The following is a 23,217-nucleotide window of genomic DNA, read 5'->3' as shown; positions in this document are numbered from 1 at the left end:
GCCCAAGCATCTGAATAGCCTATATATTTCGATGACATCTATCGCTTAGGACGATATATGCTCGACGCCGTCACGCTGGACCAACTGCGCACCTTCATTGCCGCAGCGGAAGAGGGAAGTTTTTCCGCGGCCGGTCGAAAGCTGCGGCGTGCGCAATCGGTGGTCAGCCAGACACTGTTGAATCTCGAAGCGCAGCTGGGTGTCACGCTGTTCGATCGCAGCGAGCGCTATCCCAAGCTGACCGAAGCAGGCGTGGCGCTGCTGACCGAAGCGCGCGGCGTGGCCGATCAGATGGATGGCTTCAAGGCCCGTGCCCGCTCCATGAAAGAAGGCCTGGAGCCCGAACTATCCGTGGCGGTCGACGTGATGTATCCCATGGATGGGCTTACGCGCGCCGCCGGCTATTGCCGCGAGTTCTTCCCCCATACGCCCTTGCGCATCTACGTGGAGGCGCTGGGCGGCGTGATCCGGCCGGTGATGGAGGGCGTATGCCGCATCGGCATCGTGGGTTCGCTGCCAGTGATACCCGATGAGCTCGCATCGGAACCGCTGATCGACCTTCCCCTCGTCACCGTGGTGGCGCCGTCACACCCGTTGGCCCGTCACAAGGGCGCCATCGGTAGCAAGTACTTCGAGAAGCAGGTGCAGTTGGTCTTGACGGATCGCACGTCGCTGTCCGAAGGCAGAACGTTCGGTGTGCTCTCGCCACTGACGTGGCATCTCGCCGATCTGGGTGCAAAGCACGCGTTTTTAACCGCAGGACTGGGTTGGGGCCATATGCCGTTGCCTATGGTCAAGAAGGATCTCGACGCGGGAAACCTGGTGAAGATCAAGATCGAGGGGCTCCCGCGCGACGTGTTCCTCCCCATGCACGTGGTCTATCGCAAGGACGCGCTTCCCGGGCCGACCGGCCGCGCCTTCATCTCGCAATTGCGCTACTGACGACACCTCGATCTGTCGATAGCGTCGATGTCGTGATGCGGGGAAGTCTTGGCGCAATCGGATTAGCCGATTCACCGGGCAACGGCGACACTGGCTGCACGACACGATCAAGTGGTGCGTACCTATGAAAGTGGCTCTGTTCGGCGCGACCGGGATGGTCGGCCAAGGTGTATTGCGCGAATGCCTGCAGGACGCCGCCGTCTCGCAAGTCGTCTGCATTGGGCGCACGCCCCTGGGGACGCAGCATCCGAAGATTGAGGAACTCGTCAAAGAGGACCTGTTTGCACTGGATCAGATCGAAGGCAGCCTGAGCGGCCTCGATGCGTGCTTCTTTTGTCTGGGAGTTTCCTCGAACGGCATGTCCGAGGAGAGCTATCGCCACCTGACCTACGACATGACGCTCTCGGTGGCCGGCCTGTTGGCTCGGATTAATCCCAACATGACCTTTGTGTACGTATCCGGGGCGGGCACTGACAGCTCCGAGCGCGGCAGAAGCATGTGGGCACGCGTGAAAGGCGCGACGGAAAATGCGCTACTTCGCCTGCCGTTCAAGGCGGCTTACATGTTTCGGCCCGGGGTGATCGTGCCGCTGGATGGCATCCGGTCGAAGACGGCGAGCTATCGGCTTTTCTACACCCTGCTCGGCGCGTTGCTGCCTCCGCTGCAGCGACTCTTCCCTCGGTCCATCAGTACGACGCGAACCATCGGGCTCGCGATGCTCCAGGTGGCTCGGCACGGGGCGCAGTCGCCGATCCTGGGGCCCGCGGACATCCACGCCGCTGCGAGCTCCGAAACAGCAAGCGGGAGTCGGCACTCTCTTCAGTGAGGTGGCCGTGCCCCGCCCGTAGAACGCGATCGGGCACCTTGCGGTCAGCCGCAGGACCCATGCTCCACGCTCGAATTGATTCATTGCGAGTCTCACGGCGTCACGTGAATGTCGCCGGTCGCCAAGGCCAAGCCCACCCAGGCAATCTGAGCGTCGGCGCTGGCACTCGCCAGCGCGGCTTGCGACTGCGCCATGAGCGCTTCGTCGTTGGCCAGGTCCGTATACGTGCCGACGCCATGCTGATAGGCGTCGAGAGCCGCCTCGTAGGCCACACCAGCCGCGTGTGAGTAGGCCTGCGCCTCGGTGTAGGCCTCGCGACTGGTACGCAGATCGTTATAGGCCTTCACCACTTCCTGTGCGACACCGTCGCGCACGTGGTCCAGCTGGTCTTCAGCCGCCTGGACCTGGGACTGCGCGATCGACAGATGCGCCGAACGCGAGCCGCCATCGAAAAGGGGCAACTCGAAATTGAGGAAGACGGCGCCGCCCGGCTTGTTGATCGAATAGTACGGACTGCCATCCGTGCTCAACGCACCAATATTCTGGTAGTAGTTACCGGCGAAGCTGACGATCGGACGATAGGCGGCATGCGCACTTTGCACTTCGCCTTCCGCGGCCTTCACCTTCTCTTCCGCCGCACGCACATCGGGTCGACCTGCGAGTGCCTTCTGCACGTAATGATCGATGGATTCGGCGGGAAGCGCGGGCAAGGCCTGGTCCTTCGCTTCGCCGATCGTCAATTGCGTGTCGGCGGACAGGCCGATCGCCGCTATCAGTGACGCATATGCCGTGCGCACCGCGCCATTCGCCTTGACCTGATTGAGCCTGGACATCGCCGTCTGGCGTTCGGCCTGGGCCGCTGCGACGACGGTGGCCCGGCCGTTGCGGCGCTGGGCTTCAGTGGCGTCCTGAATCGTTTGCGCCGCCTTGACCGCTTCCTCGGCTGCAAGCAATTGTTCGCGACTGGACTGATAGTCGAAATACGCGCGCGTCACACTGAAGACCAGTCGCTGTTGCACGCCGTTGTAGGCCACTTCGGCGGCCGCATGGTTGGCGCGCGCCGTTGCCTCCACACCCGCGCGACGACCGAAATCGAACAACAGCCACTTCACGGACAGGGAGGGAATAAACTCACGCGTGTCGGAGGTGAAGTACCCGCGTGATATCAGGTTGGTCGGAATCGGCAGTGGCGTGCGCTGGAAGCCGCCTACCGCCTCGAGAGACACTTGCGGGGCGTAGCTGCTGCGGACGACGTCGACAGCCAGCTCCGCCTGTCGCGTGTGTTCCCAGGCCTCGCGTGTCTCGGGACTCAGGCATTGCGCGATATCGAGCAAGCGCGGCAGATCGTAGCCGCCATGGGGTGTCGACGGCGCTTCCATGCAATGCGCCTGCTGCGGGGCAGCCTCTTCGCCGCAGGCATCGAAGGCGGCCAGGCACATGGCCATGGCCGTGAAGATGCCACGCACCCGCTTAGTGGGCCGGCGCGACATCCACGATCTCCTTCTGCAGGCAGGCCATGGCCTCTCGTTGCGCTCGCGACGCGGCAGTCGCGCCTGCCTTGGCCGGATGCCCTCCTGTCCACGGCGGTGGCGAGCGCCCCTGCCCCGTTCGTATGGCCGTTTCCGAAAGCCAGCGCGCAGCCTCGCCACGCTCGCCCTCCAATGCAGTCTCTTCGACTACGTCACTTCCCTGGCTGGGTACGGCGAACGCCGCTGCGGCCACCCGATCAAGTTGTCCGAGCGCCAGGCGACCTGACGCCTCGTCCGACATTGGTGAGGAAAACAGGCCGCGCTCAAAGAATGCCAGGGAGGCGAGCTTGCGCGAACGCACCAGTTCCTGGGCCACCGTCAGACGCAGCAGACGATTCTCGCTCGTCGCATCCGACACCAGGCTGGCCAGCAGCCCTATCGCCTTGGACATGGACGAACGGACCACCTGCAACGCACTCACGGGCCACAGCGTGCTGAAGATCATCGACATGAGGATGTTTCCGAGCACGATGCCGACGAGGCGATCACGCAATACGGTCAGATCGCTGGCCGGCGCATAGCCCTGGAGCACACCAAGGTAAAACGCGAACGCCATCTGCATGCCGGCATAGGCGAGGCGCTCGCTACTGGTGGCCACCCAGGCACAAAGCGCCGATGCGGCAGCGATCAGCAGGCTCAGATCGCCGATGTCGGTCAGGTGAGGCAACAAATAGACAATGCAGAATCCCGCCAGGATGCCGCCTGCAATGGCGCCGGAAAGGCGCAGGCTCAGCTTGTGCATGGTCTCCGCCATGCTGCCCAGGGCGACGAAGAAGCACGTCGTAATGGCCGTACGTATGCCAGGCCAATCCAACAGGGTGTAGATGCAGTAGGCCAGCGTCACCGCCAGTGTCGTTTTCAGGGCGAACTGTGCGTGGCCCCGGTTGCTGAAGGCGTCGGGTACGAACAGGTGCTTGGCTTTGAGCGCGGGAGCCACGGCCACGGGCCTTTCTGTCGCGCTCTTCAATAGCTCGTTCGTCGTGCGCGCCAGCGCCAGGATGATCGGCCGGGATGCACCGTCGAGGGCGGCGAGCCCGCGCGCGTCGACCACGCATTCGCGTACCCGAGGTGCTGTGCCGGTCAACAATGCGTCGCGACAGGCATCGATGGCCTGCGCTATGGGCACGCGTGCGGCGAGCGAGGTGTCCTTCGGCAGCAGGCAGAGCAAGGAAAGCAAGGTGACCAGTCCCTCGAACATCTGCAGGTCGACCGCCGTCTTCGCCTTCAGTTGCCGGTCCCACAGGCAGGCGTGTTCGTGCAGGGCCATGGTGTCGACAGCCTCTTCCCGCAGCTTCACCGGGTCGGCCTCGCCCCGTCCATCGAGTATGTCGGCCGTTCGTCGGAGCAATTCATCGGCACGTCTTCGCACCAGCTGCACCGGATTCTCACCCCACGCCAGGTCGATCAGCACGGTGACGAAGGCAGGCACAGCCACGACCACCCACAGCCACAGCAGGATTCGGGTCAGAACTTCGGCGGAGGGAACGTCATCGATCAGCGTCTGCGAGAGCACCAGCACGAAGCCGGCGAGAAACGCGATCGGCCCCAGGGTGCTGGTGCGGGCAAAGAACATGGCGATGAAGGTGCTGACCGCCAACAGCGGAAGACGCAGCCCGGGTTCACTCGCATCCAGCAAATAGAACAAAAAGGATAGCGCCACGGCTACCGTGGCTGCCAAAGCACCGCCGATGGCCGTGAGCAGGGTTGCCGCCGTTTCCTCGCGACTGACCAGGAACACGATGTAGGCCATATAGGCCGGCAGGGGAATCTGGAAAACCATGCCGAGCGCGACGACCAAGGTACTGCCGGCAGTAATGCGCCAGACGGCCCGCATCCTCCCTGGACGCGGTACCAACTCATGCCGCAGGAAGCCGAGCAGCGTCTGGCGTTCCGGCTGACTGCTAGTCATGGTGATCGTGCTCCACCTTGACCGAAGCCGTCGCGCCGATGCGCATGAGCTGCTCGGGCGGGTCGTCGAGCCGCACCCACACCGGAAAACGTTGCGCCACTACCACCCAGTTGAGCGACCTTTCCACCACGGGCAGCCCGGGTCCGGCCTTGTCCTCCGGCTGCACGCCGGCGCCCAGGCTCTCGACATGGCCATGCACTGGCTGGTTTTCCCTGCCCATCAGCCAGGCCGTGGCCTTGTCACCGATATGGATGTGCTCGAGATCGGTCTCCCGAAAATCGGCAACGGCATACCACTCGTGCAATTTGATCAGCGTGAATAACGGACTGCCGGCTGCGGCGAACGCGCCCTCCGCCAGTTGCACGCCGACCACGCGCCCATCGAACGGAGCGCGTATCGTCGCTTCGCGCAGATCCCGGGCGGCCAGTGCCTCGGCAGCCTCGGCGCCGTCGAGTTGTTCGACCAGGCTGGCCGTGTCGCCGACCGCTTCATGTGCCTGCGCCGCCTGCAGCGTGCTCGTGGAGAGCGCGGTCGCCGCGCTTCGTTCATTGGTGCGCGCCTCGTCGATCTGCTGCTGCGTGACATAGCCTTTGCCCACCATCGGCTCCAGTCGTTCCCGCGTCGAGCGAGCCAGCGCGAACTGCTCTTGGGCCCGCTGGATCTGGGTGGACGCCGCCTTGGCGCCCGAGGTCTGTGCATTCACCTGGCGACCCGTGAGATCGATGTCCGCCTTCAGCGCGGCGACTTTGGCCTTCGCTTGCCGCAGCCTGAGCTCGAAAGGCTCGGGGTCGATCTGTGCAAGCACGTCGCCCTGCTTGACCCGCTGATTGTTGACCACGTGGATCGCGGTAATGCGGCCGCTTACCTCCGGCGCAATGCCGGCAGTGTAGGCAAACAAATGTGCATCGTGGGTCCTCGGACGCCGGTCCACCACGAAGACCACGGCGGCGAGCAAGACAAGGGCCACCGCCAGGATAAGCAGGGTAATGCTGCGCCCAAGCCACGAAGGTTGATTCGCTGTTGTCGTCATGGGGGCACCCACTCAGGCAAGCCAGATCAGCCACACGGCGAACGTGAAGGCCGCGAACAGCGCCAGATAGGCGATCAGCGGCGCCGGAAGTACTGCATCGATGCCTGTGCGAACGAAGACGCCACGCACGATGAAGGTGAGGACCAAGGCGACCAGCGTGCACACCATCCACGAGGGAAAGTACGAGCCGAGTATGTTTCGTGATGGCGCGCTACTGCAGGCCTGGAGCAGGCCACCCGCCACGGCCAGCGAAGCGACTCGCGGCAAGACATGACCAGCTCCGAACGCTTTCGGCCGCCTATCTCGCGTTGATCGCATTAGCCCAGCCGGTCGCATTTAACCCCCTCGAACTTCGAAGCGCGCTTCCGTAGGAAGGCGGAGGTACCTTCGCGCAGGTCCTCCAGGGAGGCACGCATGCGAAATATGCACTTTCGAGCGCCCATCCCCCGGGCGTTCCGGCGTCCATGCGGTGCTGAACGACTGCGAGCGAAAAACGAATCGCCGGCGGCGCGCTCGCGGCAATTTTACTCAGAATTTCTTCGCGCCGTACGATCAGCTGGCCAAACGGGTTCTTCGTGAACGTCCCGGTCGATCGCGCGGCCAGAGGAAGGCACTGAAGCCAATGATGGCCCTACCGACGATCAGCGATTTCATTTCCCGTGTACCTACATAGGAGTAGAGGGCCCCCGCATCGGCGACAGAGCGGCCGACGTGCTGATCGAGCACGATCCCGTTCGCGCCCAGCAACTCCCGTGCTCAGCCAACCGTTTCTCGCATGCGAACCGAGCACACTCCCTTTGTCGGCAAGGCGTGTCCGTCGCGCATGCTTCTCTCGTCCTGCCATGGGGAAAGTCGAAGGCCCCTGGGCCTGGGTCGGGGTGATCCGTTCTGCACGATCCGTATGGCCATTTTCGGTCAAGCCGAAGGAACAGACTTCTTCGATCGCCGCCGTCTTCGGCAGCCACGTCTGTTTCTGTTCCTCCGGAGGACCTCGTCGTTCAACCGCATGCCGCCAGGTTGGGCGCTGCCGATTTTCTATTACCGATCCGGGCGAGCTCGCATTACAGGTGGGCCGCCGGGCCTCTGCGCAACCTACCCGACCTGCGATAACACAGGCTAATCACTCTAGGCCTGGCACTCGCCGGTGGCTCAGCTCGGATAACTTCGCATAGCGCGTTCGCGCCATACAAGCCCATAGCCAAGCGATGCCTGTCGTTCTCATGGCGCAGGGAAGGATTCGCCGACCATTTCTTCGCTTTTTCTCCAAAGCGCAATGGCGTTGGCGGAGTCGAGCGCATAGCCGCGAACACCCTCGCTGATGGCGCTGATGACGACGTCATCGGCCACGATTTTACCGACGTGGCAGTTCTCGCAATATTGGCCGCCGACCGCCTCCGCTGGGGCGACCACGCCCGCCCAAACCGAGGTCGCTGCGCCTTGCGGGATCGTCTTCCACTGAAAAGGTGCTTTGCCTTCGGCAGCAAGTTGCTCATTCAAATTTTCGATCATGCCCTCGAGCTGGCTTGAGTCCATGTGGCGTCCCAGCTCCGTATGGATGCCGCCCGGATGGACTGCCGTGGCACGCACGCCGCGATGGCGATGGCGTTGATCGAACGCAAGTGCAAAGAGGATATTGGCCGTCTTCGAACGGCCGTACGCAACAAACGGATCGTAAGCCGTGCGTGCAAAGTTCGGATCGTCCAAATCGACATTCGAAAAACGATGGCCCGAAGATGCGAGATTAACCAGCCGCGCTCCCGCGCCCAGCAACGATGCACAGCGGTTCACCAGCACGAAGTGACCGAGATGATTGGTGCCGAACTGAGTCTCGAAGCCATCGGCTGTATGACTCAAGGGGGTTGCCATGACGCCGGCATTCGCAATGACGAGGTCAAAGCCCTGCCCTTTTGCCAGCAGATCGTCGGCGCAAGCACGGACACTTTTCAGATCAGCGAGGTCAAGGGCGGCCAGTTCAAAGCCACCACCGTGGGCTGCCGCATCGGCGCGCACCTGTGCTGTAGCCACCTCGGCTTTAGCCAGATCGCGCGCCGTACCGACAACATAGGCACCACGAGCGGCCAAAGCGCGCGCCGTCTCTACGCCAATGCCAGCCGAAACGCCCGTCACCAGCACGCGTTTGCCGCGAAGATCTACGCCTTCAAGCACCTGGTCCGTGGTCGATGTTGCACTGAATGATGGGGTCATGGCTGTCTCTTTATTTGGCGAAAATTGCAGGGAAATCAGTTGCCGCGGCTACAATACGCCGGGTGTTCGGCTATGATGGCGACGAACCGGAGGATGGCTCCGTATATTTATATGGAGGACCCCTCCGCTTTTCAAGGGGCGCCCATGGTCACAGCGAAAAAGAACTCCGGCACCCCACGTAAACCAAGGGCGGACGCCGAGCGCAACCGTGATCGCCTGATGGCGGTGGCGAAGACGGCGTTTGCGGAGCGCGGCGGCGACGTCACGTTGGAGGAAATCGCGCGGTGCGCCGGCGTGGGCATCGGCACGCTCTATCGTCACTTCCCTACGCGCGATGCGATGCTGCAAGCGGTCTATCGTCATGAAGTGGAGCAACTGGCCGAGGCCGCCACCCGCTTACTCGCATCCATGAAGCCGCTGGAGGCACTGCGCGCATGGCTACGGCTGTTCGTCGAGTACATCGGAACAAAAAAACTCATCGTCCCCGCACTCAATGCAGCAACCAGCGACAGTGCGGCATTGTTTGAATACTCGTCAGCCCAAATCATAGATTCCGCAAATCAACTCGTCGCCCACGCCATCGAAAGCGGCGACATTCATGGTGATGTTGTCGCGCTCGACCTTCTTTATGCCGTCTTCGGGTTTTCAAAAACTAATGATCAGAGCGAATGGGTTGCGCGCGCCTATCGACTCATCGATATTTTGATCGCTGGCCTCGCGAGTGGTGCCGCGCCATAGCTGTTAGCCCAGCGCTCACTGAGTGCACACGCTGTGATCAGGACAATCAGGGGCACGACACTGAATTGTCCGCATTGTTTCTGGTGGCCGGCTGGCGATATCGTGACTGACGTTCTTTAGGCCCATGATTTATCGGACCTAATTCAATCAGTCATTTGATGGTGCGGACAGCTGTCTCTCCCCTTCCCATAACCGTCCAGCTTTCTTGTATTTCCCTGCTTCGCACGTCGTCGATTTGGCCGTGGCTCTGCGCCGGGAGGATGAAATGATCAAGGTAGTGCAAGCATTTGACCGGCAACCCATCGCGGAGTTGCCCAACGACGATGCGAAAAACCTCGAACGAAAACTCGCCACCGCGTATCGGCTGTTCAAGGATCGACGTACCTGGCTCAAGCCCTACGAACGGATCGACATCCTGCACAAGCTCGCGACGCTGGTTGAAGGTCGACGCGATCACTTCGGCAAGCAGATTGCCCGGGAGGGTGGAAAGCCCTATGCCGACGCTCTTGTGGAAACCGATCGCGCCATTGACGGCCTACGCAATGCAGCGGAAATCTTAAGGACGCGAGCTGGTCGCGAAATTCCGATGGGAATCACCAAAGGGAGCGCCAATCGCAGGGCATGGACCATCGAAGAGCCCATTGGCGTCGTTGCCGCCATCTCCGCTTTCAATCACCCGCTCAATCTGATCGTGCACCAGATTGCGCCTGCCATCGCTACTGGCTGTCCCGTTATCGTGAAACCGGCCACCACGACGCCGCTCAGCTGTTTTGAGCTTGTCGAACTGGCGCACGAGGCCGGCATTCCCGAAGACTGGGTGCAGACGTTCCTGCCTGAAGAACGTGAACTTGCGGAGGCTTTTGCTTCAGATCCGCGTGTGGCGTTTCTCAGCTTCATCGGATCGGCGCGAGTGGGCTGGCATTTGCGCTCCAAGCTGGCGCCGGGCGCACGTTGTGCCTTGGAACACGGCGGCGTCGCGCCTGTCATCGTGGACGCTAGCGCCGACCTGGACAAGGTCATTGAGCCACTGGCCAAGGGCGGCTATTACCATGCCGGTCAAGTGTGTGTCTCGGTCCAACGCATCTATGTGCATCAGGACATCGAACAAGAGTTCGTGGAGCGTTTCGCCCGTCGCGTTACCGCGTTGAAGGTGGGCGATCCGACCTTGCCTGAAACAGAGGTCGGTCCGCTCATTACGCCGGCAGAGTCCGACCGTGTGCAGAGCTGGATCGACGAGGCTGTTCCAGGAAGCTCCCGGCTCATTGGCGGTGGACGCCTGAATGAAACCACCCTCCTCCCATCGATCCTGGTCCATCCAGCCAAGGACGCGAAGGTTTCCACGCTGGAGGTCTTTGGACCGCTGACCTGTGTGTATTCGTTCCGCACTCTCGATGAGGCCATCAGCGAAGCCAACTCACTCCCAGTGGCCTTTCAATCGAGCATTTTCACCAGCGAGCTTGCATCGGCACTGGATGCTGCGGAGCGACTGGACGCCTCAACGGTGATGGTCAACGACCACACCGCCTTCCGGGTCGACTGGATGCCATTCGCGGGTCGTCACGTGTCAGGCCACGGCGTCGGCGGCATTCCCTTCACCATGCACGAGATGACCGCGGAAAAGATGATCGTATTCAAAACCTAGTTGGACCACCCCTGATTTCTCGGGCACCCCAACCGTTTTGGGGTTGAAATCGCAATGGCCGCATCCGCACTGACGGCCTTGCACTACGCGACCATGGAACCGATCGCTACCCAGATCAGCGCGCGAATGACCAACCAGGGCGCCATCGATGGCACGGAGATGAAGTCGCAGTGTTGGAGCGATTCGTCGCTTTTGTCCCGCTGCGCCGATCAAGCCGAGCTCCCGAGCTCACCCGGCAACTCGAAGATGCTTCGCTTTCTTGGACTTCCTTCGTCGGTTGATTTACCCACGATGCCCCCTCTGATCACGATCGTGCTACGGAGCATTTTTCTAGATGCCCCCGGCAACACCTGGACGCTGGGGGGCACTCAAGCCCAACAGCGGATCACACAAAACGGCCTGCTCCCGGGCTGCCACGGTCTGACACGCCTATCAGCGGATACCAGGCGCTCGATCAAGAGTCAGCGGCCGCGCACCCGTTGCCTCATGCATGCATTCGCGAAAAATCACAGCATTCGAGGCTGGCCTCCTGGCGCTTGCGAATATCTCACTTTCACCTGACATCAGGTAAAACACACCACTTGGCCGGCTCGAAAGCGCCGCCAAAGTCAATTGACTGGGCCTATGCCCGCTCAGCGGAGCTCGCTCTTGAGGCCGTGCACTTCGGCGCCGACGACGAGATCCCTCGCGCGGGTGGACAGAAGGGAACGACATCGGGATCTACCTCGCGCTCGGCTGGTGATCTACCCCATGCGACTGCTTTTTGGGCCGCTCCATATGCCTAAGGACTGGTGATACCGCGAATCGTCAGGAGCCCCTCATAGCGCGGCATCAATCACCAACATGGACGCGAAGCACCGCGGACAGCCGAAGAACAGGCAGTGATGTGGTGCCAATTTAATCCGCGATGCCATGGAGGCCGCGAAAAGCTGGTCGAATCACGCGCTTCGCAGGGTGCACTTGCTAACTATTCATCACAAAAGGAACACGACAATGTCAAACCGTGAAGTTTTGACACCGCAAAATAGCCAGCTCCTCTTCATTGACCAGCAGCCTCAGATGGCATTCGGCGTCCAGTCCATCGATCGTCAGACGTTGAAGAACAACGTGGTTGCACTCGCCAAGGCCGCAAAGGTCTTCAATATTCCAACGACCATAACGACGGTGGAGACCGAAAGTTTCTCAGGAAACACGTACCCCGAACTCTTGGCCGTATTTCCAGACAAGGATATTTTGGAGCGCACATCAATGAACTCGTGGGACGATCAAAATGTCCGCGACGCATTGGCTGCCAACAAGCGAAAGAAGGTGGTGGTCGCCGGACTGTGGACCGAGGTCTGCAACGTGACGTTCGCATTGAGCGCCATGCGGGACACGGATTACGAAATCTATATGGTGGCCGATGCTTCAGGCGGAACATCGGCGGATGCTCACAAGTACGCGATGGATCGGATGGTTCAAGCGGGTGTCGTGCCAATGACCTGGCAGCCCGTCATGCTTGAGTGGCAGCGTGACTGGGCGAGGAAGGAAACCTATGACCAGGTCATGGCCATTGTGAAGGAGCATTCCGGCGCGTATGGCATGGGTGTCGACTACGCAGTTACCCACGTGCACAAGGGCCCGGAACGGGTCAAGCATGGCAAGCGTATTGGCCCGAATCCTGTGAAAGCGTTAGGGTAGCGAAACACCAAACTCCTGGGACATCGAGGCGTTCGCGGTAACGATCCATGCAGCCAGGGTGATGCGAACCTGCCTGCGGTTCGTGTGTGCTTCGGTCGTCGCGATTAGCGGCCCGCCGTTTCGCGGCCGCGGTACAACAGCGCCCCGATGAACAAACCGCGAGGCTGAAGCGTCAGAGCGCCTGGAAATCGAAGATCAGGTGAAATCCACGGGCACGAGTACCGGATCGAGGTGAGCATGGGTCACTCGTATTGCAGCGCCCTCACTACCGACAAGCGCATGGCTTGCCGTGCCGGCCAGGCGCATGCAACCACCGAGACGATGGTTACCAGGACCAGCCAACGCCATGCGCCGACCGGTTCGGGCATCAGCGAGGCAGGCACGGGGAACATGACATTGGCGAAGCTTCGCGACAACGCCACGCTGACGGGCACGGACAGCGGTAGCGATACCAGCCAGCCAAGCAACGCCATCATCAGACCCTCCAACTGCACCATGCCGAGGATGGTGCGGCCGCGCGCCCCAATGGCCCGCAACACACCGATCTCGCGCTGACGTTCCAGCACGGCCACGCTCATGGTCGATGCCAGGCCCATACCGCCGACCACGATCATCACCCAGCCCATGACGCCGAGAAAGCTCACCACCATCTGCAAGTGATCCTCGATGCCTTGCCGCTCTTCGCTGAGCAAATGGCTGCTGGCAACCGCCAGCCCCTGGTTGTCGAAGGCATCGCGCAACCGCCGAATGAGGTCGAGTTGAGCATCCTTGTCGCGGGCAACGCTCCTGACCAGCAGTAGTGAAGCGAGATCTCGGCCGCGCCAGGCAGCGAACCCAGGCTGGGACATGTACGCCACCGGCTCGGGCCCGCTGTCCATGATGCCGACGACCTGCAAAGAAGCCTGCCGGCCATCAATCGTCAGCTGTATGGGTTGTCCGACCTTCAGCCCTGGATCAGTTCTCAGCAAACCGCTGCCGATTACCACGACGTTGGCATCGTCATCGCGCAGCCAGCGGCCGCTGCGTATCGAGGGCGTCAGCAGACGACTGCGCCGCGGAACCGCAAAGAGACCAAACATGTTGCCCACAGTGCCATCGGCGCGTACCAGGCCGACGCTGGTGCCGCCCCAGGCTTCGGCCAAGGCGACGCCCGGCACCGCATTCGCGGTCGCGATCAAGCGGCTCGCCGGTTGTGGCTCGAGCAGGCGTAGCGTGAGGTCGTGATGTTGATTGACGAAGAGCAGATCCACCGATTGCTCTACCGCCGTGCGTAAGTTGCTTGCGCCGATGAAGACGGAACCCGCGGTCGCGAGCGCCATCAAGGTCAGCGCGCAACGCTGACGCTGGCGAAAAGCGTTGTGCAACGAGAGTAGCTGTGGTCGCGCGAGAGGCACACCTTGCAGCCAATGACGTGCGCGAATGGCGGCGGGGCCATCGGACAGCGCCTGCTCACGCAGCGCCGCCACGACGGACTGGCGGCAGGCCCGGGCGACCGGCACGGCAGCGGCCAGCACGGGCAACGCCACGCCGACGGCAACTTGGGCGGCGAATGTCCACAGGGGAATGGCATAGCGATCGACCGGGAAGTTCAGCAGCTCTCCCTGGAAGCTGCCGTAGCGTCGTCCTAGCCAGGCGGCCACCGGTAGCGCGATGGCCACGGCAAGCAACCCCAATGCGCCTGCCAAGGCCAGAACCTGCATGGCCAGTTGTCGCCCACTGGCGCCAAGCGCCTTCATGATGCCGAGCTCGCGCCGCTGGCCCGCCAGCATCGCCGAGATCAGATTGACGATCAGGCAGCCGCACACGAGCAGGGTCAAAACGCCGAAGCCTCCTTGTGTGAACATCAAGGTATCCATCTGGGCAGCGTGGATATGCTGACCCGGTACGGGGACGTCGACGTGGTCGGCTCGGCGTCCTTCCGCTTCCGCCAGCGCCTTGATGCGCCACGCCAGTTGCCGTACGGACTGCTGACTGGGATGCGGGTCTGATACGGTGATCTGCAGCTCATCGAACCCGGATGGCGCGCCTAGCCGGGACAAGGTTTCCGGGCTGGTGAAGCCGTACACCAGGTGATCCATCCAGCCCGGCGCCACCGAGACATCGCGCACGATGCCGCCGACGCGCAGCGTGATGGGGGGCTGGCCCGCGATGGCCACGGGGAGTGCCGTGCCCACGGTCGCGCCGGAATAATCGAGCGACGAACGTTCGATCATGATCTCTCCGTCATTCGGCGGCCAACTACCCTGCACGTCCTGCACTCGCCCGATGTCGGGGCGGGCCACATCGTCGAGGGCGTGCAGCACGACCGTCTTGTGCTCGCCTGACCCTTGCGTGGTTACAACCACCGTCCGTCGCAGCCGGGCAGCCGCCACGCCCGGGATCTGGCGGACGCGCGCCAGGAAGGCAGCATCCAGCGGCGTAATTTGCAGCGTCGCGGCGACCGGATGACTCGCGAGATAGCTGGCTTGCGTAGTCACGCGCACCAGGGCCCACGCATCCAGTATCGCCCCGGCGCCCATGAGTCCCAGCGCCACGGCGAGTACCACGAGCAAGGTCCGCGCACGATGCCCCAAGGCATCCCGCAGCGTTTTGCGCCAGCGCGTATCAAACATGGCGGCCCTCTTCGCACGATGCCACGCGGCCATCTTCCAGGGTCACGGTGCGAGCGACCCGGCGCAGCGCCGACGGGTCATGCGTCACCATCACCAGGGTCTGTCCTTCGGCCACCAACTCGCCCAGCAAGTCCAGCAAGGCCGACGCGTTGTGCGTATCCAGGTTGCCGGTCGGCTCGTCGGCCAGCAGCAAGGCGGGGGCATTGGCCAGCGCGCGCGCCACGGCGACCCGCTGTTGCTGCCCGCCGGACATGGTCGACGGGAGCTTGTCTGCCTGGGGCAGAACGCCTAGTCGATCGAGCAGAGCTTGTGCGCGCTTGCGGCGCTCCTTCGCCGGCCAGCGCCCCGCGAGATCCATGGGCAGCATGACGTTCTCGACCGCCGACAGGGTTGGCATGAGCTGGAAAAACTGGAACACGATGCCAACCGAACGCCCACGCCAGCGCGCCAAGGCCTGTTCCGATAGCACCTGCAGCGCCTGGCCGTCGACCCACACTTCACCGGCGCTCGGCCGATCGAGCCCGCCCAGCAGATTGAGCACGGTCGATTTACCGCTGCCCGACTTGCCGGTGATGGCGACGAACTCCCCACCAAAAACCTGCAAGTCGACATCGGCAAGCGCGACGCAGGTCGCGCCGCCGCCGGCGTAAGTCTTGTTGACACCGCGTAGCCGGATCACCGGCTCGCGCGAAAGAGACTGGGCTGCTGAAAGGTACACGGGCAACTCCCGACCTGGCCTGGCGATGCTGCATAGCGTAAGCAGGCCCGCAGGGTTGGCGCCTGCCGTTCACCGGCCTGTTTCGGCGATTCAGCGAATCCCGCTGCCCGAGGCACGTGGAGCCATGGCAGTCTCGACGCGTCCTTTCCACCATCGAGGCATCACCATGACACCGTTTGTTCGTCAGGCATTCGTCGTTGCCTTGTCGTTGAGCCTCGCCCCTGTCGTTGATCAAGCCGTCGCAGCCGACGCCGGCATCCAGGTTTCCAACGCAGCCGAGTTCCATCAGTTCGATTTTCTGCTTGGTCAATGGCAAGTGAAGGGAGAAGTGAAAGTCGGTGGACTGGTCGCCATGATCCACGGTGCGCCAAAATTGGCTGGCGACTGGAAGGCTTGGCATGCCGCGGATGGCAAAGGCATCGAGGACGAACTGCGTCTGACCGACGCCTCGGGCAACCCCGTGTCCTCGGTGCATTTCACACGCATCTTTTCCCGAGAAGAAAACTGCTGGAAGATCACCGGGATCGATGCCCGCGATGGCCGCGGGCAATCATCGACAGGCCGCTGGCAAGATGGCGAAATGGTAGTCATCGGCAGCGGCACGGACCACGATGGCACGCGCTATCGAAGCCGCACCCATTTCAACGCCATCACCTCAACGGGATTCCGCATGGTGCAAGACCGCTCATACGATGAGGGAAAGACGTGGGACACGGCTCACGTGACACTCAACGCCAGTCGCTCGGGCAGCTGACCGGCGTGACGAATTCGCCGTCACCTCCACGCAGCTGGTTCTGGCTGCAGCTGATTATCGGCTGGCTGCCGATGTGGGCCTTGTTCACCGTCTTGATCATGAGCGTGCACGGGGCACCTTTCGCCGGAGCGGCACGGGTGGCGCTGCGCATGATCGTCGGCGGCGCCATCGTGGGACTGGGCGTGCGTGCGCTGGTCCAGCGGTGTCCATGGCCATACCCATTCCGCTGGCGCTTCCTGCTGATCCATACGGCCGCCGCCGTTCTGTATGCCGTGCTGTGGATAGCGACATACAACCTGATCGAAAGCCTGGTTCGATGGAACATCGTGTTCATGGTGGGCCCCGGCTTCGGCCGCTTCATGCTGACCGGCATCTGGCTCTATCTGATGATCGCAGCGGTGGCCTATGCCCAGCAGGCCGCCCAGCGCACCGCTCTGATCCAGGCGGCGACGGCGCGGGCGCAGCTCGCCGCCTTGCACGCTCAGTTGCATCCGCATTTCTTGTTCAATGCCCTGCACACCGTCGTGCAGTTGATCCCGCTTGATCCCGCCAAGGCCAGCCACGCGGCGGAACTACTTGCCGAACTGCTGCGCTCTGCGCTGGACGAGCAGCGGGATCAGGTCACCCTGGCCGAGGAATGGCGCTTCGTAGAGCGCTATCTGGCCATCGAGCAACTGCGCTTCGGCGATCGGCTGCAAATTGCCACCACCCTACCCGCTGACCTGATGGGCGCCACGTTGCCTTCGTTTGCGTTGCAGACGCTGGTGGAGAACGCCGTGCGGCACGGCGCCGCCCCCAAGCTCGGCACGACCCGTCTGAATATTGAAGCCCGCATCGAACAAGGGCGGCTGTGTCTTGTGGTCGGCGATGATGGCGTCGGCGCTGAACCCTCCGCCGTGAACCAAGGCGGTGGCACGGGATTGCACCGGTTGCGCGAGCGGCTGACCGTCCTCTACGGCAGCAATGCCAGGCTGGCCATCCAGGCCTCCCCGACAGGAGTCACGGCCACACTGCATTGGCCGGCAAGCCAGGCCGTGCACACTCGCGTCCACGCGACAAGCCACGATAATGACTGAGCGCAACGCAGTCCTAACCCTGATCGTCGACGACGAGCCCCTGGCCCGCGCTGGCTTGCGTCATCTATTGCAGGAGATCGACTGGATTCATTGCGTAGGCGAAGCCGCGGACGGCCACGCTGCCATCGAGGCGATTCACCGGCTGCAGCCCGAACTGATTCTGCTGGATGTCCAGATGCCGGGATGTTCGGGCATCGACGTGTTACGTCAGTTGCCACTCCCTGCCCCGCGCATCATTTTCACTACCGCGTATGCCGAACACGCCGTTGCCGCCTTCGAACTTGGCGCGCTCGACTACCTGCTCAAACCCTTTGGGGTCACCCGCCTGGCCGCGGCCCTCGACCGGGTTCGTGCCTCACTCGGGGAGCCGCTGCCGCCAACCCTGGACCGCTATGGCGAAATGCTGGCCAATACCCCCATGCAGCGCCTTTTCGTGCGCAATGGACGCAGCATCCAGCCAGTGGCCGTTGCCGATATCCACTGGTTTGAGGCGGTCGGCGACTACGTCGTGGCCCATACCGCAAGCGGCGAACATGTCTTGCACCTCGCGCTCAGCCGTCTCGAGGCGCGACTTGACCCGCAGCACTTTGCCCGCATCCACCGTGCCCATCTCATCAATCTCGGCCAGCTGGCACGCTTCAGACGTGAGCTGGATGGCCGACTGACGGCTGTTCTGCACACGGGCGTCGAATTGCCGGTCAGCAAAAGCAAAGCGCACGTGTTTCGCGAACTGGCTCGTTGATCACGCCCTCTCCCGTGCGAACTTCAAGACCGGGACAGAAAGATCCTGAGGGCGACAACAAAGGCGGCAGGACGTGGTCAGGCTTTCAATAGCACTACGGCAGCCTGAACTTGCGAGTGGCGCGCAGCGGCCAGATTGATGTGAAGCGGGTACCGCCTGCCACGCGGAAGGCAGCCGACATGCCGTTCATGACGCCCAATCCTTCCAGCACGTCTTTTGCGCGCCGAAAGGAATGTCGCGGGTCAGACGCGAGCATGAAAAGATTGATCTCTTTTGGACTGACGTCGTAGCCCTCCAGTTCGACGGCATCGCCCAATGCCTCCTTCAACTTGGCCTCAATCGCCGCGAGAAAGGCTTCGTCGGCCAGAGACTTGCGCCAGAACTTGATGACGAGCTGATAATCCATCGAGCCATTGTAGGCCCAACTACCCCATTGTGCGGCCCCAGATGGGTCGCCCCGGGAATCACCGGCGACGCGACTGCTTCCTTGCAAAGAATTTACGCCACAGCGTCGGTTCAAGCGTAGCGGCTTTACACCCTTTGACCGCAGCATGGCGCGTTCGCTCTGGGCAACTTATTACGAGTGCGATGTCGTGAGTATTTTGATTGTTCGCGGGCCGCATGGTAGCGGCCATTCCCTCACCGCCGATCTGCTTTACCACCTTCAGCAGCAAGCCCTTCAAGCAGGACGTACGCTGGAACTACGGGCGTGTGGCGCCTTGCGCGACTTCATTGCGCTGGTGGGTGCGGCCAAGTCCGAGGCTACTGAATTCGTCCTGCTCGATCCGGGTGATTTGGCTCCCGAAATGCGCGCGCATCCCGAGGCGGGCCTGAGCGAGGCGATTGACGATCTACGTGCACCGTATATCGACGTGCATGACGATTTTGGTGACGGGCGCGAATGCTGCGCCGGGCTGCACAAGGCCCCGGTCGCCACGGTCATCATCAACGGCAACATCGAGAGCGGCTATCGGATTGGTCTTCGCCTTGCCCTGCGGTGCCTGGAGATGGGTCGCCATCGGGATGCGCTCACCACGGGCAACGGCATCGATGGCTAGTGCCATGGGATGATTGACTTCTTCAGGCAAGCGGCATTGTTCGTTCTCACGGCACTTGCCGAGATCATAGGCTGCTATTTGCCATGGCTCGTGCTGAAGCAAGCAAAGCCTGCATGGCTTCTAATACCCGCACTGATGTCACTGGCCCTATTCGCATGGCTATTGACGTTGCACCCGGCCGCCGCCGGCCGCACCTACGCCGCCTATGGTGGAATCTACATTGCGGTGGCGTTGGCCTGGCTACGCGTTATTGATGGCGTAAGGCTGACTTCCTGGGACATAGGCGGCGCCTGCATCGCCCTTGTGGGAATGGCCATCATCGTTGTTCAGCCACAAGCGTAGAAGTCCGCTCCGGCGCGAAAGCAGGCTCCGCCGCGCGCCCAGTTCCATGCGAGGTCTTTGGAGTGAATCGCTCAAATCGCCTACTATTGAAGCATGCTCAATGAAGCCGACTTGCAAGTTTCGACGCTGCTCAAAAAAGTGAGTCGCGATGGATTCGCTTTTGCCGCAGCCGACAGCATGCGTCCACTACTCGTGTCGACCGGAGATCTGTCTGATTGGGCCGCGTTCGTGGATAGCTGGAACTTCTTGGAGCCCGATCCGTATCTGGCAGCCAAGGGGCGGTTTCGCCGAAGGCGCCACGCGACGTTTTCCGCCACGGCACAGGGCCCCATGGTGCCGGAGCCCCATCAGGCGCATTTTCAGGCCCTGCAGTACAACGCGCTACAGGGCGATATCCAACGGTGGTTCGAGCCGATGTCAGCCGCTGTAGTGGCTGGCCCCACCTTGCGTACCATCCTCAAATTCTGCAATGAGTTTTTTAGCTCGTTGGCGTCCCCTGCACCTCGCTGGCATATCGAGGTCCATCAATTTCGCATTGAAGCCACGGCCGGTGTCGCAGGCGAGCCGACGCCCGAAGGGAGTCATCGTGATGGCGTCGACTACGTCTTGGTGCTGCTGGTGAATCGCCACAACATAGCGAGTGGCACGACGACCATCCATGCGCCGGACGGGCGACTGCTAGGGGAATTCACGCTTGCCCGCCCCTTGGATGCGGCGTTGATTCATGATCCCAGGGTCTTCCATGGTGTTACTCCGGTGATGCCTCTCGTTGCCGACGAACCGGCGTTTCGTGATGTGCTGGTGGTGACATTCAGAGCGGCACCACCTTAACAAGTGGCCGGCTCAACGTGATCGAAGCGGGCGGAAGCGATCCAACGGAATCTTCCCGGTCGCAGCCCCCTTGGCCTGGCCGATGTCGCTTGAGCCATGTCATCCCAAGTCACCGTGCCACTCGGCGCGGGCAACCACCATTCAAGGCACTCGAATAGATGGGCTCGTCGCCGCACGAGCCAGTGCAGCCCAGTAGGTCGCATCATCGATACCCGCTGGATCGAGTTCAAATCGATTGGCCGATGAACTGGAAGGGTCCGGCTCACGCGTAGGGAATACGCCGCGATCGATACCTCCGCCAAGATTCAGGACCACGTCGCGCCAGAATTCCGGCCGGTCGAAATAGAAACTGTGGGTGACGCTGGGACTGAGATCGTTTTGGATGCCAGGGAAGACTTTCTCGAACAGCGCACTGCAGTTGACCTCACACATCATCGGTGGCGCGGTGTCCGGTAAACCCACCCGGCCCATGCGCGGTGCCAGCTCGAGCCGTTTGGCATTAGAGACGAGCAAAGCCTTGTCATAGCGATTGCTGTAGGCGGTCAAGCGTCCGGCGTGAGAGGCAAACGCCTTGGTGCTAGGCGTGTCGACCTCGAAGACGGTGTAGTCGACGTCGGCGGCGGCAAACATGAGCTGGCCAATTCTCCAGTCAGCCGGCACATCCTGATACGACCAGGTAAACGCCTGCTGCACGACGAATCCACCCATCGAGTGCGCCAGGACGTGCACGTTGATGGTGCACTGCGTCTGCTGCGCACCTTCGAGTACGGCAATCGCACCGCTTACCAGCGCCGATGCAGCGGCGCGCGCATTGACGCGGTCGGGCAGGTAGGCAAAGACGAGACCATCGGACGGCCAGTCATAGCTGATGACGCGGCCGAACCAGCCCTCGTCGGCGAGGGCCTTGACACATTTCAGGTGCAACGCTTTTGCCGACTCGTGGCTCTCATTGAAACCGTGCACCAGGAAAAGTATGTCGCCGGTCCGATCCGGATGACCCGCGGGATTGCGGTCACCTGCAGGAAAAGTTGCGATGACGCGTGCGCGCCAGTCATTCAGTGCGAGATCGTTGTCGGTCCCCATTTCACCCGTGAAGGTCAAGTAGCGCACAGGCCCTACCCCGTCGGATCCGTCGGCGTTACGCAACGTGATCATGAATTCCATGTGGAGCCCTCCCCTCGACGGTCCCTTCCGGGAGCCTGATCGCTGCGTCTTATATCCATGAAGGTGAAATAGGTGTCTATCGGCGAATCGATATAGATGCCACAGGGGCCGCCACGCCGCCGCCCACCCCGCCCGCAACACCTACCCTGCACGTTGTGGCGGCCGCAGGGCAAGAAGTCCCTCGACGCACTTTACGTTCGAAGGCATTTCGCTATGCTGCGCGGAACGTAGGCACCGCGCTATCGGGACTCGCCGAGGATCACCATGACCTCCGTTCGTTTGACCGAACTCACCCACGGCGGTGGCTGTGGCTGCAAGCTGGCACCTTCGGTGCTTCAGCAACTGCTCGCCGACAAGCCGGCAGCGATGCCGTTTGCACAACTCCTGGTGGGCACCGAGTCGAACGACGATGCAGCCGTGTGGCAGATCGATGAGCGTACCTGCGTGATCGCCACCACCGACTTCTTCATGCCGGTAGTCGACGATCCGTTTGATTTCGGCTGCATCGCTGCGGCCAATGCGTTGTCCGACGTGTACGCGATGGGCGGCAAGCCGATCATGGCCTTGGCCATCCTGGGGATGCCGCTGAACAAGATCGACGTGGAGACCGTGCGCGCCATCCTTGCAGGAGGTGAAGCGATCTGCGCGCAGGCCGGCATCCCCATTGCCGGCGGCCACTCGATCGATTCGGCCGAGCCGATTTATGGTCTCGCTGCGATCGGGCTGTGCGAGCCCACCCACGTGCGCCGCAATGGCGATGCGCGAGCAGGCGATGCGCTGATCCTGACCAAGGGTATGGGCGTCGGCATTTACTCGGCCGCCTTCAAGAAGCAGGTCCTGCCGGCCGATGCGTACGCGGAGATGCTTGCCTCGACCACCCTGCTCAACCGCATCGGCCACGAGTTGGCCATGGATGAGGATGTGCACGCGATGACGGATGTCACCGGTTTTGGCTTGCTGGGCCACGGCCTGGAGTTGGCCGTTGCCAGCGGCCTGCGACTCAGGATTGAACAGGCGCGCCTTCCCTTCTTCGCCCAGGCCGAGGCATTGGCCGAGGCAGGCTATATCACGGGCGCCTCCCAGCGAAACTGGAACAGCTACGGCGATCGCGTCGGCCTGCCCCCGGACCTGCCGGCATGGCGCCGCGCGCTATTGACCGACCCACAGACCTCGGGTGGGCTGCTGGTCGCATGCAAGGCGGAGCGCGCCGACGCTATCCGGACGATGATCGAGGCTGCTGGCTATCCGCGCGCAAGCATCATCGGAGCGGCCGTGGCGGGTATTCCGGGCATTGAAGTGGTCTGACGTAGCCGCCAGCAGCGTGGCGGAAGAGAGTGGGAGTCGAACCCACCCGAGACAGTCTGGCTGCCTCACCCGGATTTGAAGTCCGGACGCCCCACCGGGGACGATGCTCTTCCA

At 62.2% G+C, this 23,217-nt stretch carries 21 protein-coding genes and 1 tRNA gene; 12 read left to right on the top strand and 10 right to left on the bottom strand.

The genetic code is table 11. The features are described from left to right. Positions 1–57: 57 nt before the first annotated feature. Both OUZ30_RS09675 and OUZ30_RS09670 read left to right on the top strand, forming a co-directional pair. Positions 58–942 (top strand): LysR family transcriptional regulator, encoded by an 885-nt coding sequence (locus OUZ30_RS09675; RefSeq protein WP_266182028.1) that lies wholly within the window; start codon positions 58–60, stop codon positions 940–942. 124 nt (positions 943–1,066) lie between these two features. Beyond that, positions 1,067–1,768, top strand: coding sequence for a Rossmann-fold NAD(P)-binding domain-containing protein (locus OUZ30_RS09670; protein WP_266182026.1), 702 nt, complete (start codon positions 1,067–1,069; stop codon positions 1,766–1,768). Positions 1,769–1,860: 92 nt separating this feature from the next. On the opposite strand, the gene OUZ30_RS09665 is transcribed toward OUZ30_RS09670, so the two are convergent. From OUZ30_RS09665 to OUZ30_RS09645, 5 genes are all read right to left on the bottom strand, one after another. Beyond that, positions 1,861–3,258, bottom strand: a complete 1,398-nt coding sequence (locus tag OUZ30_RS09665) for a TolC family protein (RefSeq protein WP_266182025.1) — start codon at positions 3,256–3,258, stop codon at positions 1,861–1,863. Next, a complete protein-coding gene (locus OUZ30_RS09660; RefSeq protein ID WP_266182024.1) occupies positions 3,239–5,206 on the bottom strand; it encodes an FUSC family protein in 1,968 nt (655 codons plus the stop codon). Before OUZ30_RS09660 ends, OUZ30_RS09665 begins: the two co-directional genes overlap by 20 nt. Continuing rightward, positions 5,199–6,236 carry a multidrug transporter subunit MdtN gene (mdtN, locus tag OUZ30_RS09655; RefSeq protein WP_266182023.1) on the bottom strand — a complete coding sequence of 346 codons (1,038 nt, stop codon included), beginning with the start codon at positions 6,234–6,236 and terminating at the stop codon, positions 5,199–5,201. The genes OUZ30_RS09660 and mdtN overlap by 8 nt, the downstream gene beginning before the upstream one ends. Before the next feature lie 12 nt (positions 6,237–6,248). After that, the gene (locus OUZ30_RS09650; RefSeq protein ID WP_266182022.1) at positions 6,249–6,503 is read right to left on the bottom strand and encodes a YtcA family lipoprotein; all 255 of its coding nucleotides are present in this window, start codon (positions 6,501–6,503) and stop codon (positions 6,249–6,251) included. 951 nt (positions 6,504–7,454) lie between these two features. Then, positions 7,455–8,441 (bottom strand): SDR family NAD(P)-dependent oxidoreductase, encoded by a 987-nt coding sequence (locus tag OUZ30_RS09645; RefSeq protein WP_266182021.1) that lies wholly within the window; start codon positions 8,439–8,441, stop codon positions 7,455–7,457. Between the two features lie 144 nt (positions 8,442–8,585). Between OUZ30_RS09645 and OUZ30_RS09640 the strand changes: the two genes are divergently transcribed. The 3 genes from OUZ30_RS09640 (at position 8,586) to OUZ30_RS09630 (ending at position 12,501) form a co-directional block, all read left to right on the top strand. Further along, positions 8,586–9,179 (top strand): TetR/AcrR family transcriptional regulator, encoded by a 594-nt coding sequence (locus OUZ30_RS09640; protein ID WP_266182020.1) that lies wholly within the window; start codon positions 8,586–8,588, stop codon positions 9,177–9,179. 241 nt (positions 9,180–9,420) lie between these two features. Then, entirely contained in the window at positions 9,421–10,821 is a 1,401-nt protein-coding gene (locus OUZ30_RS09635; protein ID WP_266182019.1) for an aldehyde dehydrogenase family protein, read from the top strand. Between the two features lie 993 nt (positions 10,822–11,814). Then, entirely contained in the window at positions 11,815–12,501 is a 687-nt protein-coding gene (locus tag OUZ30_RS09630) for a hydrolase (RefSeq protein ID WP_266182018.1), read from the top strand. A 242-nt stretch (positions 12,502–12,743) separates the two neighbouring features. Here the strand turns inward: OUZ30_RS09630 and OUZ30_RS09625 are convergent, their stop codons facing one another. Both OUZ30_RS09625 and OUZ30_RS09620 read right to left on the bottom strand, forming a co-directional pair. Next, on the bottom strand, positions 12,744–15,113 hold the full coding sequence (locus OUZ30_RS09625) for an ABC transporter permease (RefSeq protein WP_266182017.1): 2,370 nt from the start codon (positions 15,111–15,113) through the stop codon (positions 12,744–12,746). Further along, complete coding sequence (locus tag OUZ30_RS09620; RefSeq protein ID WP_266182015.1) at positions 15,106–15,831, bottom strand: ABC transporter ATP-binding protein; 726 nt, start codon at positions 15,829–15,831, stop codon at positions 15,106–15,108. The genes OUZ30_RS09625 and OUZ30_RS09620 overlap by 8 nt, the downstream gene beginning before the upstream one ends. Before the next feature lie 55 nt (positions 15,832–15,886). Between OUZ30_RS09620 and OUZ30_RS09615 the strand changes: the two genes are divergently transcribed. The 3 genes from OUZ30_RS09615 to OUZ30_RS09605 are packed head-to-tail and all read left to right on the top strand — an operon-like array spanning position 15,887 to position 18,403. After that, positions 15,887–16,585, top strand: coding sequence for a hypothetical protein (locus OUZ30_RS09615; RefSeq protein WP_266182013.1), 699 nt, complete (start codon positions 15,887–15,889; stop codon positions 16,583–16,585). Further along, positions 16,537–17,661 (top strand): sensor histidine kinase, encoded by a 1,125-nt coding sequence (locus OUZ30_RS20370; RefSeq protein ID WP_266182012.1) that lies wholly within the window; start codon positions 16,537–16,539, stop codon positions 17,659–17,661. Before OUZ30_RS09615 ends, OUZ30_RS20370 begins: the two co-directional genes overlap by 49 nt. Then, the gene (locus OUZ30_RS09605; protein WP_266182011.1) at positions 17,654–18,403 is read left to right on the top strand and encodes a LytR/AlgR family response regulator transcription factor; all 750 of its coding nucleotides are present in this window, start codon (positions 17,654–17,656) and stop codon (positions 18,401–18,403) included. The genes OUZ30_RS20370 and OUZ30_RS09605 overlap by 8 nt, the downstream gene beginning before the upstream one ends. 94 nt (positions 18,404–18,497) lie before the next feature. On the opposite strand, the gene OUZ30_RS09600 is transcribed toward OUZ30_RS09605, so the two are convergent. Continuing rightward, positions 18,498–18,809, bottom strand: a complete 312-nt coding sequence (locus OUZ30_RS09600) for a hypothetical protein (protein ID WP_266182010.1) — start codon at positions 18,807–18,809, stop codon at positions 18,498–18,500. Between the two features lie 187 nt (positions 18,810–18,996). On the opposite strand from OUZ30_RS09600, the gene OUZ30_RS09595 reads away from it, so the two are divergent. From OUZ30_RS09595 to OUZ30_RS09585, 3 genes are all read left to right on the top strand, one after another. Continuing rightward, positions 18,997–19,461, top strand: coding sequence for a hypothetical protein (locus OUZ30_RS09595; RefSeq protein ID WP_266182009.1), 465 nt, complete (start codon positions 18,997–18,999; stop codon positions 19,459–19,461). Positions 19,462–19,470: 9 nt separating this feature from the next. Continuing rightward, on the top strand, positions 19,471–19,803 hold the full coding sequence (locus OUZ30_RS09590; RefSeq protein ID WP_266182008.1) for a YnfA family protein: 333 nt from the start codon (positions 19,471–19,473) through the stop codon (positions 19,801–19,803). Positions 19,804–19,896: 93 nt separating this feature from the next. Continuing rightward, complete coding sequence (locus tag OUZ30_RS09585; protein WP_266182007.1) at positions 19,897–20,634, top strand: 2OG-Fe dioxygenase family protein; 738 nt, start codon at positions 19,897–19,899, stop codon at positions 20,632–20,634. A gap of 141 nt (positions 20,635–20,775) precedes the next feature. Here OUZ30_RS09585 and OUZ30_RS09580 read toward each other — a convergent pair whose 3' ends face one another. Further along, positions 20,776–21,798 (bottom strand): alpha/beta fold hydrolase, encoded by a 1,023-nt coding sequence (locus OUZ30_RS09580; protein ID WP_266182005.1) that lies wholly within the window; start codon positions 21,796–21,798, stop codon positions 20,776–20,778. 264 nt (positions 21,799–22,062) lie between these two features. Between OUZ30_RS09580 and selD the strand changes: the two genes are divergently transcribed. Beyond that, entirely contained in the window at positions 22,063–23,103 is a 1,041-nt protein-coding gene (gene selD, locus OUZ30_RS09575; protein WP_266182003.1) for a selenide, water dikinase SelD, read from the top strand. Between the two features lie 17 nt (positions 23,104–23,120). Here the strand turns inward: selD and OUZ30_RS09570 are convergent. Next, positions 23,121–23,216, bottom strand: a tRNA-Sec gene (locus OUZ30_RS09570). Between the last annotated feature and the right edge of the window lies 1 nt (position 23,217).

This window comes from Dyella humicola, from assembly GCF_026283945.1.
GTDB lineage: Bacteria > Pseudomonadota > Gammaproteobacteria > Xanthomonadales > Rhodanobacteraceae > Dyella > Dyella humicola.
The sequence above is the reverse complement of the archived record's forward strand: the minus strand, read 5'-3'. Positions and strand labels throughout refer to the sequence as shown.

Bases quoted from the DNA above. Each gene is read 5' to 3' on its own strand.
- OUZ30_RS09640 (WP_266182020.1), top strand. From the start codon at position 8,586: ATGGTCACAGCGAAAAAGAACTCCGGCACCCCACGTAAACCAAGGGCG.
- mdtN (WP_266182023.1), bottom strand. From the start codon at position 6,236: ATGACGACAACAGCGAATCAACCTTCGTGGCTTGGGCGCAGCATTACC.
- OUZ30_RS09665 (WP_266182025.1), bottom strand. From the start codon at position 3,258: ATGTCGCGCCGGCCCACTAAGCGGGTGCGTGGCATCTTCACGGCCATG.
- OUZ30_RS09600 (WP_266182010.1), bottom strand. From the start codon at position 18,809: ATGGATTATCAGCTCGTCATCAAGTTCTGGCGCAAGTCTCTGGCCGAC.
- OUZ30_RS09630 (WP_266182018.1), top strand. From the start codon at position 11,815: ATGTCAAACCGTGAAGTTTTGACACCGCAAAATAGCCAGCTCCTCTTC.
- OUZ30_RS09585 (WP_266182007.1), top strand. From the start codon at position 19,897: ATGCTCAATGAAGCCGACTTGCAAGTTTCGACGCTGCTCAAAAAAGTG.
- OUZ30_RS09660 (WP_266182024.1), bottom strand. From the start codon at position 5,206: ATGACTAGCAGTCAGCCGGAACGCCAGACGCTGCTCGGCTTCCTGCGG.
- OUZ30_RS09580 (WP_266182005.1), bottom strand. From the start codon at position 21,798: ATGGAATTCATGATCACGTTGCGTAACGCCGACGGATCCGACGGGGTA.
- OUZ30_RS09625 (WP_266182017.1), bottom strand. From the start codon at position 15,113: ATGTTTGATACGCGCTGGCGCAAAACGCTGCGGGATGCCTTGGGGCAT.
- selD (WP_266182003.1), top strand. From the start codon at position 22,063: ATGACCTCCGTTCGTTTGACCGAACTCACCCACGGCGGTGGCTGTGGC.
- OUZ30_RS09670 (WP_266182026.1), top strand. From the start codon at position 1,067: ATGAAAGTGGCTCTGTTCGGCGCGACCGGGATGGTCGGCCAAGGTGTA.
- OUZ30_RS09605 (WP_266182011.1), top strand. From the start codon at position 17,654: ATGACTGAGCGCAACGCAGTCCTAACCCTGATCGTCGACGACGAGCCC.
- OUZ30_RS09645 (WP_266182021.1), bottom strand. From the start codon at position 8,441: ATGACCCCATCATTCAGTGCAACATCGACCACGGACCAGGTGCTTGAA.
- OUZ30_RS09675 (WP_266182028.1), top strand. From the start codon at position 58: ATGCTCGACGCCGTCACGCTGGACCAACTGCGCACCTTCATTGCCGCA.
- OUZ30_RS09590 (WP_266182008.1), top strand. From the start codon at position 19,471: ATGATTGACTTCTTCAGGCAAGCGGCATTGTTCGTTCTCACGGCACTT.